The organism is Streptomyces sp. R-07 (assembly GCF_049913175.1).
GTDB lineage: Bacteria > Actinomycetota > Actinomycetes > Streptomycetales > Streptomycetaceae > Streptomyces.
In genome coordinates this window covers 6,089,366-6,102,899 of record NZ_CP183978.1, presented here as the reverse complement: position 1 = coordinate 6,102,899, position 13,534 = coordinate 6,089,366, and the positions used below count along the sequence as shown (strand labels likewise).

General features: G+C 73.0%; 11 protein-coding genes. 8 read left to right on the top strand and 3 right to left on the bottom strand.

Annotation, left to right across the window (positions count from 1 at the left end; translation table 11 throughout):
- Positions 1-33 precede the first annotated feature (33 nt).
- Positions 34-489: a tellurite resistance TerB family protein gene (locus tag ACN9M0_RS28035; protein WP_366041447.1), complete on the top strand. Its 456-nt coding sequence runs from the start codon at positions 34-36 to the stop codon at positions 487-489.
- Positions 490-572: 83 nt separating this feature from the next.
- On the opposite strand, the gene ACN9M0_RS28030 is transcribed toward ACN9M0_RS28035, so the two are convergent.
- The 3 genes from ACN9M0_RS28030 to ACN9M0_RS28020 all read right to left on the bottom strand — a co-directional run bounded on the left by ACN9M0_RS28030 (position 573) and on the right by ACN9M0_RS28020 (position 2,434).
- Positions 573-1,307 (bottom strand): hypothetical protein, encoded by a 735-nt coding sequence (locus tag ACN9M0_RS28030; RefSeq protein ID WP_426404392.1) that lies wholly within the window; start codon positions 1,305-1,307, stop codon positions 573-575.
- A gap of 3 nt (positions 1,308-1,310) precedes the next feature.
- Positions 1,311-1,883 (bottom strand): RNA polymerase sigma factor, encoded by a 573-nt coding sequence (locus tag ACN9M0_RS28025; RefSeq protein ID WP_366041449.1) that lies wholly within the window; start codon positions 1,881-1,883, stop codon positions 1,311-1,313.
- Positions 1,884-1,993: 110 nt separating this feature from the next.
- The gene (locus ACN9M0_RS28020; RefSeq protein ID WP_399698945.1) at positions 1,994-2,434 is read right to left on the bottom strand and encodes a hypothetical protein; all 441 of its coding nucleotides are present in this window, start codon (positions 2,432-2,434) and stop codon (positions 1,994-1,996) included.
- Positions 2,435-2,653: 219 nt separating this feature from the next.
- Here ACN9M0_RS28020 and ACN9M0_RS28015 point away from each other — a divergent pair, with 219 nt between their 5' ends.
- From ACN9M0_RS28015 to asnB, 7 genes are all read left to right on the top strand, one after another.
- The gene (locus tag ACN9M0_RS28015; protein ID WP_426404391.1) at positions 2,654-4,141 is read left to right on the top strand and encodes an NAD(P)/FAD-dependent oxidoreductase; all 1,488 of its coding nucleotides are present in this window, start codon (positions 2,654-2,656) and stop codon (positions 4,139-4,141) included.
- Between the two features lie 449 nt (positions 4,142-4,590).
- Entirely contained in the window at positions 4,591-6,069 is a 1,479-nt protein-coding gene (locus ACN9M0_RS28010; protein WP_366041453.1) for a sugar transferase, read from the top strand.
- A 73-nt stretch (positions 6,070-6,142) separates the two neighbouring features.
- Entirely contained in the window at positions 6,143-7,459 is a 1,317-nt protein-coding gene (locus ACN9M0_RS28005; RefSeq protein WP_426404390.1) for a nucleotide sugar dehydrogenase, read from the top strand.
- The gene (locus ACN9M0_RS28000) at positions 7,449-8,714 is read left to right on the top strand and encodes a glycosyltransferase family 4 protein (RefSeq protein WP_366041455.1); all 1,266 of its coding nucleotides are present in this window, start codon (positions 7,449-7,451) and stop codon (positions 8,712-8,714) included. The genes ACN9M0_RS28005 and ACN9M0_RS28000 overlap by 11 nt, the downstream gene beginning before the upstream one ends.
- A complete protein-coding gene (locus ACN9M0_RS27995) occupies positions 8,711-10,075 on the top strand; it encodes a polysaccharide biosynthesis protein (protein ID WP_399698938.1) in 1,365 nt (454 codons plus the stop codon). The genes ACN9M0_RS28000 and ACN9M0_RS27995 overlap by 4 nt, the downstream gene beginning before the upstream one ends.
- The gene (locus ACN9M0_RS27990; RefSeq protein ID WP_399698936.1) at positions 10,072-11,589 is read left to right on the top strand and encodes a Wzz/FepE/Etk N-terminal domain-containing protein; all 1,518 of its coding nucleotides are present in this window, start codon (positions 10,072-10,074) and stop codon (positions 11,587-11,589) included. The genes ACN9M0_RS27995 and ACN9M0_RS27990 overlap by 4 nt, the downstream gene beginning before the upstream one ends.
- Positions 11,590-11,592: 3 nt before the next feature.
- Positions 11,593-13,527 carry an asparagine synthase (glutamine-hydrolyzing) gene (gene asnB, locus ACN9M0_RS27985; protein ID WP_366041458.1) on the top strand — a complete coding sequence of 645 codons (1,935 nt, stop codon included), beginning with the start codon at positions 11,593-11,595 and terminating at the stop codon, positions 13,525-13,527.
- Positions 13,528-13,534: the final 7 nt, after the last annotated feature.

Below are 13,534 nucleotides of genomic sequence, written 5' to 3'. Positions count from 1 at the left end.
CGTAGAAGCGATCGACGTCTGGAGAACTCGACCATGGCTCTGTGGGACCGCGTCAAGGAGTCCGCATCGACGATGCAGACCCAGCTGATGGCGAAGAAGAACGACCTGAAGAGCGGCGCGTTCCGCGACGCGAGCATGGCCATGTGCGCCCTGGTCGCCGCCGCCGACGGCACGATCGACCCCGCCGAGCGCCGCCGGGTCGCCCAGCTCATCGCGAGCAACGAGGTGCTGCAGAACTTCGACGCGACCGACCTCCAGCGCCGCTTCGACGCCAACCTGGACAAGCTCACCGCCGACTTCGACTTCGGCAAGGTCAGCGTGCTCCAGGAGATCGCCAAGGCGAAGAAGAAGCCGGCCGAGGCCCGCGCCGTCGTCCAGATCGGCATCGTCATCGGCGGCGCCGACGGCGACTTCGACAAGACCGAGCAGGCCGTGGTCCGCGAGGCGTGCTTCACCCTCGACCTGCCGCCCCACGAGTTCGACCTCTGACCCCGGACGGCTCCTTCGTCGCACGACCGCCTCGGACTCACCCGGTGTGCCGTCCGCGTGGGCCTGATCGAGCCGTAGGGCGGTCAGGGCCTGTCGGCGCGCGACCGTTCGGCCCCTCGGCCGGGACTGTCCGACAAGTCGCCCCATCCACCGTTGTTGCCGTTCGGGCGGGGTTCGGCGGACGAGGTACGAGCGGCACGGGGGTCGTAGCCGCAGTACCCGGGCACGAACTCCTCACCGCCCGCGGCGGTCACGAGCCGCTGCCACGCGGCGGACGTCGACGCCTTGCCCCGCCCCTCGTCCTTCTCGAAGGCGTGGCAGAGGGCTTCCCGGCTCTTGCCCGGCAACTCCACGGGGTCCTTCTCGGGACGCTGGGGGGCGGTCGTGCCCGGGGTCGCGGTTCGTGTCGCGGCACCCGTCGTGCCGGCCACCAGGCCCGAGTGCGCGGGGCTGGGAGCCGGGTCGGTCGCGGAGCGGGTGGGCCGCAGCTCGGGGGACGGGGTGGGGGTGCCGAGGAAGTGCTCGGGTAGCTCGCCGGTGGCGACGGCCACGCCGCCCAGCGTCGCGCTCGCGACCAGCGCGGCCACGAGCGTCTTCAGATGGCGCCGGGGGCGCCGCCGCTCGGTGACCGGTGTCCAGTCGTCGAGGTCGCGGGTGGGCGGCGACGCGTGCAGTCCGGCGTCGCGGGCGGCCCGGAAGGCGGCGAGAGCGGCCGCCTCGCCCTCGTGTTCGGCCCGTTCGCCCGCGGCCGCCCGCTCGCCGCTCAAGGCGACCCGCAACAACTCTCCGAATTCCGTGTCCCGCCGCTCGTCACGCATCCGTCACCTCCCCATCCCCTTGAGTTGCTTCGCAAGTCGCCTCAATCCCCTATGTGCGGCGGACCGTACCGCACCGGGACGCTTCCCCAGCACCCGGGCGGCCGACGGCCCGTCGAGACCGACGACGACCCGGAGCAGCACGGCCTCGGCCTGGTCCTGCGGCAGTCCCGCGATGAGGGCGAGCGCACGCTCCGTCGACAGCGCGTCCAGGGCCTCGCCGGCCGCGTCCCCGGCGGCCGGGAGCTCGAACAGATCCTGGTCGAACCGGCTGGGGCGGGGCCGGGCCCGTACGCGTCTCAGATGGTCCAGGGCCCGGTGGCGGGCGATGGTCGCGGTCCAGCCGCGGAAGCCGGCGCCGTCGCCGCGGAACCGGCCGAGGTCCCGGGCGATCTCCAGCCAGGCGTCGGAGGCGACGTCCTCGGCGTCGTCGCCGACGATGCCCCGCAGATAGCCGAGCAGCCCGGGCTGAACGATCCGGTAGGCCTCCGCGAAGGCCGCTTCGTCCCCCTGGCGGGCCCGTTCGACGGCGGCGGAGAGCCGGGCATCACGTGCGGGGCCGTGTGCCGCGGCGGGCACGTGCCCCGTTACCTCGCCCACCCGACCCGACCCTCTTCACACCCCGTACACCCACGAACTCCGACCCTCACCCGAACGAAGAACCGGAGGACGTACATCCTGTCAGACGGTCAACAGGCCTTTCCCGACACATTGTCGGGGAAACGGGACAGACCGCGGCGCGACCGGGCGGACCGCCGCCCGTGCAAGATGAGGAAATAGGTGTGGAGGGACTCCTTCGACCCGATCTCGAACCGGTTGACCGTCCGGCCGAGCGGATTCCACACCCGCCCGTCCGGCATCCGGACCGCGACGGGGTGCCCGAGGACGGACCGCAGCAGATGCCCGTCCGGCAGGTCCACCCACACGGCCCCGGCCTCCCGCACCAGCACCTCCCCCACATAGGCCCCCAGCCCGAGCAGGGTCTCGGCCACGTCCTCCCGGCCGGCACCCCCCTGTCTGAGTCCGTCGATGAGCCGGTCGACCACCCGTAGGCTCCCCACGGAGTAGTCCAGCGGCAGCCGCACCCGCGCCCCCACCCGCTCCACGAACTCCGCCGCACACCCCGCCATACCCTCCGCGCACAACGTCAGACTCTCGCAGTCCACCGCTGACCACACCCTTCCCCGTAGGAGTGGCGGAATCCGCCGAGTGACCCAGCGCACCGGCCCCACGGGACATCACGGGGCGGCCGCGTGACCTTGATCACAGACGCCCCGGCGGAGCTCCCTGCGGCATGACCGGGCATGCCGGGGGAAGCCTGGGAGGCGACGCGTACGGGAGGGGACTCTGTGGCGGACGTCGACGTGGTGGTCGTGGGCGCGGGGGTGCTGGGGAGGTCGATCGCGTACGCGCTGGCCCGCGCCGAGCCCGCGCTGCGGATCGTGGTGTCGGGACGGGACGGCCCCGGGGCCTCGCGGGCTGCCGGTGCGATGCTCGGGGTACTGGGCGAGGTGACGGCGGCCGGTCTGCGGACCCGGCACGGCGGACTGCGCCTGGGGATGGCCGTGGAGGCCGCCGCGCGCTGGCCGGCCTGGCGCGCGGGCGTACGGGAACGGGCCGGGGCGGCGGCGCCCGCCGACGGGTACGGGGCGGGGACGTACGTCCTGCTGAACGCGGCGTCCGGACCGCTGGACGAGTCGGCACTCGACGCCATGCGTGCGGCCGGCGCCCGCCACGGACTGCCGGTCGAGGACAGTGCCGTCGCGGACGTCCCCGCGTACCGGCCACTGGACAACGACCGGGCGCTGCGGGCCGTCTTCCTTCCGCAGGAGCACTTCCTGGACGCACGCCGCTGGCTGGGGACCCTGGACGCGGCGCTCAGGGCACTGCCGAACGTGCGCCGCGCGGGGGCCGGCCGGCTGCGCGTCCACGGCGACGCGTACGAACTCACCACCGGGGAGGGACGGTTCACGGCCGGTCGGGTCGTCGTGGCGGCCGGCGCGTGGTCCAGTGCGCTCCTCGACGGTGTCGACCCGGAGCTGCCCGTCCTGCCGGTGGTCCCGGCCGAGGGCACCGCCGTCACCCTGCGCCCGGACATCCCCGCGCCCCCTGTGGTGTTACGCACGCCCAACCGGGCGTACGCGTGCGGGCTCCACGCCGTGCCGCAGGCCGACGGCTCCTGGTATCTCGGCGCCTCCGCCGCACCGGCCCTCCGCCCCGGGGACGCCCCCACCGCCGGCGCCCTCCGCTTCCTCCTGGAGGCGGGTCTCGGCCAACTTCACCACGGCCTGGCGGGCGCCAGGGTCGAAGGGGTCCACCACGGCAACCGCCCGGTGGGGCTCGACGGACACCCGCTCCTCGGGAACGCCGGACGCCCCGGCCTGTGGGTGGCGACCGGTACGCACCGCGACGGTCTGCACGCCTCGCCGCTGATCGCCGAGGAGCTCGCCGCCGAGATCCTGGGCGGCTCCCCGAGCCCCTGGCTGGCCCCGTGGCGGCCGGACCGGAAGCCGATCGCCGACTGGACGGCCGCCGCCGCCGTCGAGGAGGCGGTGGCGCATCACACGGCCCTCGCCGCCGAGTCCCGCATGCGCCCGCCGCTGACCGGCGACTGGCCCGGTCTGCTCACCGACGCCTACCGGCAGCTCATGGAGCAGACGTACGCGCGGATGCCCGACGGCTACGTCCTGCCTCCGGAGCTCGCGCCGCTCGGCTACGAACACGGACCCGCGCTCGCGAAACTCGTCCAGGGCCACCTCGACCGACTGGCGGCCCGGCCTTCCCTGACCGGGCACGGGCCTGCCGGTCAGGTGGCGACCCCACCCCGAGCGCCATGAGCGGCGTGCCAACTCGACTGCCGCTCCGACTGATTGGGTGCCTCGTGGATCAAGTCTCAAAGCTTACGCACAATTTCCACACACCCCCTCTCCAACCCGGCGCCCATGGTCTAGATTGACCGTGCTTCAGCTGATCGGGCACGACGCGACCATGAATGATCTTTAAGTCCGGCGCCACGGAGGGCAGTTGGCGTCCCGACGCCGGACGTGGGGGTGATCGGTTCTCGGAGCACGGGAGGGGGGGACCTTGGGTGCGGGGAGCACCCGGGGTCTCGATGGTTTCCCGTGCGCCTGGGAGTTCGGCAGGACGGTCAAGTCTGCCGATTCCAGGCTGAGTTGTTCAAGACTCAGGGGATGGCCGGGATGTCGTGCGCGGGGGAATGGGGGTCTCCCGCGCGGAGGAACAGTGCCGGACGAACACGTCGACCACTGGGGACCTGGGGGGTTCTGTGCGGCAAGGGGGACTAGTCAGCCCGTTTCCGTCGGCGCGCGAGCGTCTGGCGAGCGGGACCATCAGCCGGCCCGCCTCCGATTGGGAGCAGCGGTACCGCCGTACCGTGATCGCCAGCGACACCGCGGCCACCGCCTTCGTGGTGGCGGCGATAGGTGACTTCTTCGGCGAGCGGGACGCGGCCAACTGGCACGAGAAGTGGGGGATCCTCGCCTTCGGCACCGAGCTCCTGGTGCTGGCGGCGCTCGCGGTGAACCGTTCGTGGGCTCCGGCCGTGCTCGGCCAGGGCGCCGAGGAGTTCCGCCGGCTCGGACGCTCGCTGTTCGCGGCGACCGTCGTCCTGGCGCTCGGCGGGATAGCCCTCACCTCGCGCAACATCAAGCTGTGGATCTTCGTCGCGATCCCCGCGATCGCGCTCGTCACCATGACCGCGCGGTATCTGCTGCGCCTCTGGCTGCACAAGCAGCGGAACGAGGGACGGTGCCTGCGGCCGGTGCTCGCCGCCGGGAGCCCGGCGACCGTGCGCGACCTGATCTCCCGGACCCGCAAGTTCCCGCACATCGGCTGGCGGGTGGAGGCGGTGTGCACGACGGACGGGCTCGGGCCCGACGGTGACCAGGTGGACGGAGTGCCGGTCGTCGGCCCGCTCGCGGACGTCGCCAACCACGTCCGCCGCGACGGCTACCGCGTCGTCGCGGTCACACCGGACCCGCACTGGTCACCCGACCGGCTGCGGCGGCTGGCCTGGAACCTCGAGGGCAGCGACGCCGAGATGGTCGTGGCGCCCGTGCTGATGGAGGTGGCCGGCCCGCGGCTGCACGTCGACGCGGTGCTCGGGATCCCGCTGCTGCGGGTCAGCATGCCGGCCTTCACCGGTGGCCGCCGGGCGATCAAGGGGGTCGTCGACCGGATGGGCGCGGCGGTCCTGCTGATGCTGTTCGCGCCGCTGCTGGCGTTCGTCGGGCTGCTCGTGCTGCTCGACAGCCGGGGCGGGGCGTTCTACCGGCAGCGCAGGGTCGGCAAGGACGGCCGCGAGTTCACCATCCTCAAGTTCCGCACCATGGTCACCGGGGCGCACGGGGCACGTGCCGAGCTGGCCGCCCGCAACGAGGGCGCCGGGCCGCTGTTCAAGCTCCGCCGGGACCCGCGGGTCACCCGGGTGGGAGCGGTGCTGCGCCGGTACTCGATCGACGAGCTCCCGCAGCTCTTCAACGTACTGACCGGATCGATGTCGCTGGTCGGTCCGCGGCCTCCGCTGCCGGAGGAGACCGCCGCGTACGGCCCGGACATCCGGCGGCGGCTGCTGGTCAAGCCCGGGCTCACCGGCCTGTGGCAGATCAGCGGACGCAGCGACCTGCCGTGGGAGGAGGCGGTCCGCCTCGACCTGCGGTACGTGGAGGACTGGTCGCTCGCCCTGGACACGGTGATCTTGTGGAAGACGCTCCGTGCGGTACTGCACGGGCAGGGGGCCTACTGATGCGCGGGGGGCGCCGTCGGGACGGCGCGCGGACCGCAGGCCGCAAGGGCCTGCCTGGGGGGAGGAACGGGTCATGAGAGTCAGCGTTTTCGGCCTCGGCTACGTGGGCTGCGTGTCTGCCGCGTGCCTGGCCAGCATGGGTCACGAGGTCATCGGGGTCGACGTGAACCAGGTGAAGGTCGACCTGGTCAACGACGGCAGGGCACCGGTGGTCGAGGAGGGGATCGGCGAGCTCCTCGCCGAGGTCGTGCGGAGCGGAGCGCTCCGCGCGACCGCCGACGTCCGTGAGGCGATCACGGGGAGCGAGGTGTCGCTGGTCTGCGTGGGCACGCCGTCGGAGCCCAACGGCAGCCTGTGCACCACCTACTTGGAGCGGGTCACCGAGGAGATCGGCGTCGCGCTGGCCGAGCGGGGCGGGCGGCACACCGTCGTGTTCCGCAGCACCATGCTCCCGGGCACCTGCCTGAACCTGCTGGTGCCGATCCTGGAGAAGTACGTCGGCGGCACGGCCGGCGTGGACGTCGGGGTCGCGGTCAACCCGGAGTTCCTGCGCGAGGGCACGAGCGTCCGGGACTTCTTCGACCCGCCCAAGACCGTCGTCGGCGAACTCGACCCGGCGAGCGGCGACGTGGTGGCGGCGCTGTACGAGGGCCTGCCCGGCGAGGTGTTCCGGGTGCCCGTCCCGGTGGCCGAGGCCATCAAGTACGCGGACAACGCCTTCCACGGCCTCAAGATCGGCTTCGCGAACGAGCTGGGCGCGGTGTGCCAGGCGCTCGGCGTGGACTCGCACCAGGTGATCGACGTGTTCCTGGCCGACCGCAAGCTGAACATCAGCCCCGCCTACCTGCGGCCCGGCTTCGCCTTCGGCGGCTCCTGCCTGCCCAAGGACCTGCGCAGCCTGGTCCACGCGGCGCAGCGGGCCGACGTCTCGGTGCCCATACTCGCCCACGTACTGCCCTCCAACGCCGACCACCTGCAGCGCGCGGTGGAACTGGTCGAGCGGACCGGCAAGCGCCGGGTGGGCCTGTTCGGGCTGTCCTTCAAACCCGGCACCGACGACCTCCGCGAGAGCCCGCTCGTCGAGCTGGCGGAGCGGCTCTTCGGCAAGGGGTACGACATCCGGATCCACGACGCCAACGTGAGCCTCTCCCGGCTGCTCGGCGCGAACCGCGAGTACATCGAGAACCGGCTGCCGCACCTCGCGCAGCTGCTCGCGGACTCCGTCGACGAGGTGCTCGAACACGCCGAGGTGTGCCTCGTCGGGACCAGGGATCCGGCCGTCCTCGCGGCGCTGCCCCATGGCGACGGCCCGTTGATCATCGACCTCATCCACCTTCCCGACGCCGACGCGCGGCGGGCCGAACCTGGGTACGTGGGCCTTGCTTGGTGACAAGACCAGCGGCGACCGGCCACGCCGGCGCGCGCTGATCCTGGTGGAGAACCTCTCGGTGCCGTTCGACCGGCGCGTGTGGCAGGAGTGCACGACGCTGCGCGACGCGGGCTGGGAGGTGCACGTCATCTGTCCCCAGGGGAACAAGCGGGACACGGAACCGGAGACGGAGATCGACGGGGTACGGATCCACCGCTACCCGCTGCGCGCGGCCACCGGCGGGCCGGCCGGCTACCTGCGGGAGTACGGATCGGCGTTGTGGCACACGGCCCGGCTGGCCCGGAAGGTCGGCCCGGTCCACGTGGTCCACGCCTGCAACCCGCCCGACCTGCTGTTCCTGACGGCACGGCGGCTGCAGCGGCGCGGCGCGCGGTTCGTGTTCGACCAGCACGACCTGGTGCCCGAGCTGTACCTCTCCCGGTTCGACCGCGGCGAGGACCTGCTCTACCGCGCCGTGTGCGCGCTGGAACGGCTGACCTACCGGGCCGCGGACGTCGTGATCGCCACGAACGAGAGCTACCGGGACGTCGCGGTGCGCCGCGGCGGCCGGCGGCCGGAGGACGTGTTCGTCGTGCGCAGCGCGCCCGACACCGACCGGTTCCACCCCGTGCCGCCCGAGCCCGAGCTGAAGCGCGGCAAGTCCCATCTGCTGTGCTACCTCGGCGTCATGGGCCCGCAGGACGGCGTCGACTACGCCTTGCGGGCCCTGGCGAAGCTGCGCGACGAGCACGGGCGGACCGACTGGCACGCGGTGTTCGTCGGCGGCGGCGACACCTTCGACGCGATGGTGGAGCTGTCCCGGCGGCTCGGGCTCTCGGACCAGGTGCAGTTCACCGGGCGCGTTCCGGACGCCGATCTGGCGCGCTACCTGTCCACCGCGGACGTGTGCCTCTCCCCCGACCCGCGCAATCCGCTCAACGACGTGTCGACGATGAACAAGGTCCTCGAGTACATGGTGATGGGCCGGCCGATCGTCTCGTTCGACCTCCGGGAGGCGCGCGTCTCCGCCGGTGACGCCGCCGTCTACGCGCCGGCCGACGACGAGGGCGAGTTCGCCCGGCTCATCGCGCTGCTGCTCGACGATCCGGAGAAGCGGGCCCTGATGGGCAAGATCGGCCAGGAGCGGATCGGCGGGCCGCTCTCCTGGCGGAACTCCCAGCGCTCGCTGCTCGCCGCCTACGCCGCCGCCTGCGGTGACGCCGTCCCGGCGTCGGCGGTCGACCCGGACAGCTCAGGGACGAGGCCGCACAGTTGAGCGACGACACGATACGCCTGGTGACGATCGGGCGGATTCTCCGTCGGCGCGGGCGGTTCCTCACCATCCTCGCCCTGGTGGGTGCGCTCGTCGGCTACGGCACCTCTCTGCTGTTCCCGCCGCGCTACACGACGTCGGCGTCGGTCCTGCTGCCGGGGGCGTGGGAGGAGCGCGAGCTGCGGACCCAGGCGGAGGTCGCCACGAGCTCGGTGGTGATCGACCGCGTGGCGTCCGCGCTCCACTGGACCGGGGTCGGCACCACCGAGCTGAAGGACCGGGTGACCGCCAAGGCCGCCGACGGCAACATCATCGAGATCTCGGGCACCGCCGACACGCCCGAGCGCGCTCAGCAGCTCTCCGACCGGGTGGCCGAGCAGTTCGTCGCCTTCGCCGCGCGGATCGTGGGCGACAACGCCGACCCCGAGGCGGCGGCACGCCTTGAGACCCTGCGACAGTCGGTCGCGCAGGCCGGCCGCCGCATCACCGAACTGGCCGACGCTTCCGGTACGGGACGGAGCGTGGAGAGCGTGCAGACCCGTACCGAGCTCGAAGGGCTGCGCACCTCGCTGCAGTCGGCCATCGAGAAGCTGAGCCAGGCCGACCCCACGTCGAGCAAGGCCCACATGGTCGTCATGGGCCCGGCGGCCCGGCCCACCGGCGAGGCCCCGCCGACGAGGCCGCAGCTCGTCGCCGCCGGGGCGTTGCTGTTCTTCCTGGTCACGGTCATCGGCCATCTCACCGCCGCGCGGATGAGCCGACGGCTGCGCACCGACCGGGAGATCACCGGGGCGCTCGGAGTGGCGCTCCTGGGAACCGTCGACGTGCCCGGTGAGCGGCACGCGCACCGACCGGAGGCCCGCGGCCCCCGGACCTGGTTCCGCCGGCTCCTCGGCATCGACGTCCGGTGGGACGTCCCTCCCCCGCGCTCGGGCGACGAGGCCGGCCGGCAGATCCGCTACCGGCGGGTGTGCGCCCGCCTCCGGGACCGGCTGCCGGACCACGGGCGGCTGCTCGTCGTCGTCCCGGACGGCGACCCGATCGCCCGCCGGGCCGCCGGGGAGCTCGTCACCGAGGCCGGAGACGACCCCGCGCTGCGGATGGTGGGCGTCTCGGTGTCCCAGCCGATGGTGCCGGACCGCGACGACGCGTCCGGCGCCCTCGTCGTGCTCAGCGCAGGCCAGTGGACGGCCGCCGAGCTCGCCGGGATCGCCGAGGCGTGCGCGGACGCCGGGCACGAGGTCGTCGGCGTCGTCCTCGCCGGCACGGTCCGCACCCGTACGAAGCGGTCTGCCGTCCGGCCCCGGGAGGACGCGACGCCGACGGTGGCCGTGGGCGCCGACGCGACGGGAGGTTCGGCGTGACGACACGTACGACAGCGGAGTCGCCGGCCGCCGCTCCGCTGCTTGACCTGCATGCACTGGTCGTGGCGGTACGCATGCGCCGCCGGCTCTGGGGTTCGCTCGCGCTGCTCGGGCTGGTCCTCGGCGCGGCGGTGGCGGTCCTGCTGCCGGTGCCGCCGACGGCGATGACGAAGGTGCTCGTCGCCCGTCAGGAGGATCAGCCGAACGACCCCGGGACGCTGATCCGCACCGATGTCGCGCTGCTGCAGACCACGCGGATCGCCGGTGACGCGCTGAAGGCCCTCAAGTCCTCGGAGAAGCCGGAGGACTTCATGAAGGACTACGAGGGGCTCGGCCTCACCAACAACCTGCTGCAGATCAACGCGAAGGGTGACAGCGAGCCGGAGGCGGTGGCCCGCGCCCATGCGCTGGCCGACGCGTTCGTCGCGGACCACGTGCGGCGGATCCAGCAGGCCGCGAACGCCGACGCCAAGGCCCTGCTCGACCAGCGGGACCGGTTGAAGGACGAACTCGCCCAGGTCAACAAGGAGATCGGGGACGAGTCACCGGACGCGCCGAAGGCCTCCGCGAACACGGAGTCGCTCTTCTCCCGCCGGGCCGAACTCACCTCGCGGATCTCCGACTTCAGCCAGCGTGCCGAGCAGGCCCGCATCGGCACGCCCCGGCTGATCTCCGGCACGCAGATCGTGGACGACGCGCGCCCGGTCAAGCGCTCCCTGCTCAAGACCCTCGCCAAGGACGCCGGGATCGGTCTCGTCCTCGGGCTCGCCCTGGGGCTCGCGGTGGCGGCCGTGGGCACGGTGGTGGCGGACCGTCCGGTGCTGCGCCGGGAGATCGCGGCGGACCTCGGCGTCTCGGTGATCGCGGAGCTGCCCGGGCGGCCGGGCAGACGGTGGCAGCGCCGCCGGACCCGGGCGGCCCGGACGCGGCTCACCGCGTCCCTGGCCCGCACCGCGCGCGGCTCCGCGGAGCCCATGTCCCTCCTCGAACTGGGCTGCGCGCGCGGCGCGAGCGTGATCGCCCTCGACCTCGCCGGGGCCCTGGGCGCGGAGGGGCCGGTGGTCGTCGTCGACGGTCTGCCGGGCCCGGAGCTCGCCGACCGCCGCCCGCGGCCCGGGGACCCGACCGTGGTCGGCCTGGAGCGTGCCGCGGCCGTGGCGCACCACGAGCGCCGGCTCGGCGTCGGCTCGGTGGCGCCCGGCGCGGCGTGGAACGACCTGCCATACCTCGGCACGCGGACCGTGCTCGTCGTGCGGGCCGGGCACGAGAGTGCCGCCTGGCTGCACACCGTGGCGCGGCAACTCGCCGACCAGCGCATTCTCGTGCTCGGTGTGGTGCTGATCGACCCCGATCCGCGTGACCGGACCGACGGCACGCTGTGGGACGGGGGGCCACAGGCCGCGCCACGCGGCCGGGACGAGGGGCCGGCCCGGCCGAACGGCACGGGCAGGCGGCACGGGGATCGGCTGCCCGCGTGGGCGACGGTCCCGGACAGCGACCAGGAGGCGCGGTAGCACATGTGTGGCATCGCAGGCACGTACCGATGGCCTGACGGGAAGGAAGTGACCGACCGGCTCACCGATGTCCTCGCCCATCGCGGTCCGGACGGGGCCGGCCGGTACGGCCACCCCGTCGGTGACGGCGAAGTGCACCTGGGGCACCGCCGGTTGTCCATCGTCGACCTGTCCGAGACCGGCGCCCAGCCGATGGTCTCGGACGGCCTCGTCCTGACGTACAACGGCGAGCTGTACAACGCGCCCGAGCTGCGGGCCGAGCTGGCGGCGGCCGGTGTGCGCTTCCGGGGTACGTCGGACACCGAGGTGCTCCTGGAGGCCTGGCGGCGCTGGGGCACGGACTGTCTGCCCCGGCTGCGCGGCATGTTCGCGTTCGGGATCTTCGACGAGCGGACCGGTGAACTGGTGCTGGCCCGCGACCAGCTGGGCATCAAGCCGCTGTTCCTGCTGCGGCGCGGCGAGGGCCTGGTGTTCGCCTCCGAGCTGAAGGCGCTCGCCGCCGTGACCGGCGGCTCGTTGGAGGTGGACCACGCGGCCCTGGTGGCCTCGCTGCTCTACTACTGGGTGCCGGACTCGCGGTGCGCGTTCCGTGAGGCGGAGAAGCTGCCGCCGGGGAGCTGGCTGCGGTGCCGGCCCGACGGGCGGGTGGAGCGCGGCCGGTTCTGGCACCTGAAGGACGTCGCCGCCGAGGGCCGGGAGCGGGCCCTGGCCGGCGAGCTGCCGGATCTCGCCGCGATCGTCGAGGAGTCGACCCGGCGTCATCTGCTGTCCGACGTGCCCGTGGCGACGTTCCTGTCGGGCGGGCTCGACTCCAGCTATCTGACCGCGCTCGCGTCCCGTGAGCAGCCGGGGATCTCGGCCTACACGATCGGGTTCCGTGCCGAGGACGCGAAGTTCGAGGCGATGCCGGACGATCTGCGCTACGCCCGGCAGGTGGCCGAGCGGTTCGGCGTCGACCTGCGGGAGATCGAGATCGCTCCGGACGTCCTCGACCTGCTGCCGCGGATGACGTACCACCTGGACGAGCCGATCGGTGACCCCGCCGCGATCAACACCTTCCTGATCTGCTCGGCCGCCCGGGAGGCCGGGGTCAAGGTGATGCTCTCGGGGATGGGCGCCGACGAGCTGTTCGCCGGGTACCGCAAGCACCTGGCCAATCTGCTGGCGCTGCGCTACCAGCGCGTCCCGCGGCCCCTGCGGCGGGGCCTGTCCGCGGCCGTGGACCGGCTGCCGGTCGCCTCGGCCCGGCGGGGGTACCGGTCGGTGCGGTTCGCGAAGCGGTTCCTGTCCTTCGCCGATCTGCCGGAGGAGACCGCGTTCCGGCGGAGCTACACCATGTACGACCGGGACGAGCTGCTCGACCTGATCGATCCGGACCTGGCCGGGACGGTCGACGACGTGCTGACCGAGCACGCCGACGTGTACGAGGACAACGAGCTCGACGACTTCGTCAACCGCATGTGCCTGGGCGACTCCCGGATGTTCCTGCCGGGCCTGAACCTCGCTTACACGGACCGGTCGAGCATGGCCGCGTCGACCGAGGTGCGGGTGCCGTACGTGGACGTCGAGGTGGTCAAGGCGGCGTTCACCGTGCCCGGCGACCGCAAGATCGTGGGACGGCAGGGCAAGGCCGTCCTCAAGGAGGCGGCGACCTCGGTCCTGCCCCGGGAGATCGTGTACCGGCCCAAGGGCCTGTTCAGCGCCCCGCTGCGCGCCTGGATGAGCCGGGACCTGGCCCCGCTGGTACGCGAGGTCATCCACGACGGCGAGCTCGTCCGCTCCGGGTTCCTGCGCCGCGACGCCCTGGCGCGCCTCGCCGCCGAGGACGCGGCCGGGCACCGGGACCATTCCAAGCATCTGTGGCATGTGCTGACCCTCGAGTACTGGTATCGCGGCGCGACCTCCACGGCCGGCCAGAGCCCTTCCTTCACGGCGTAGAGAACAA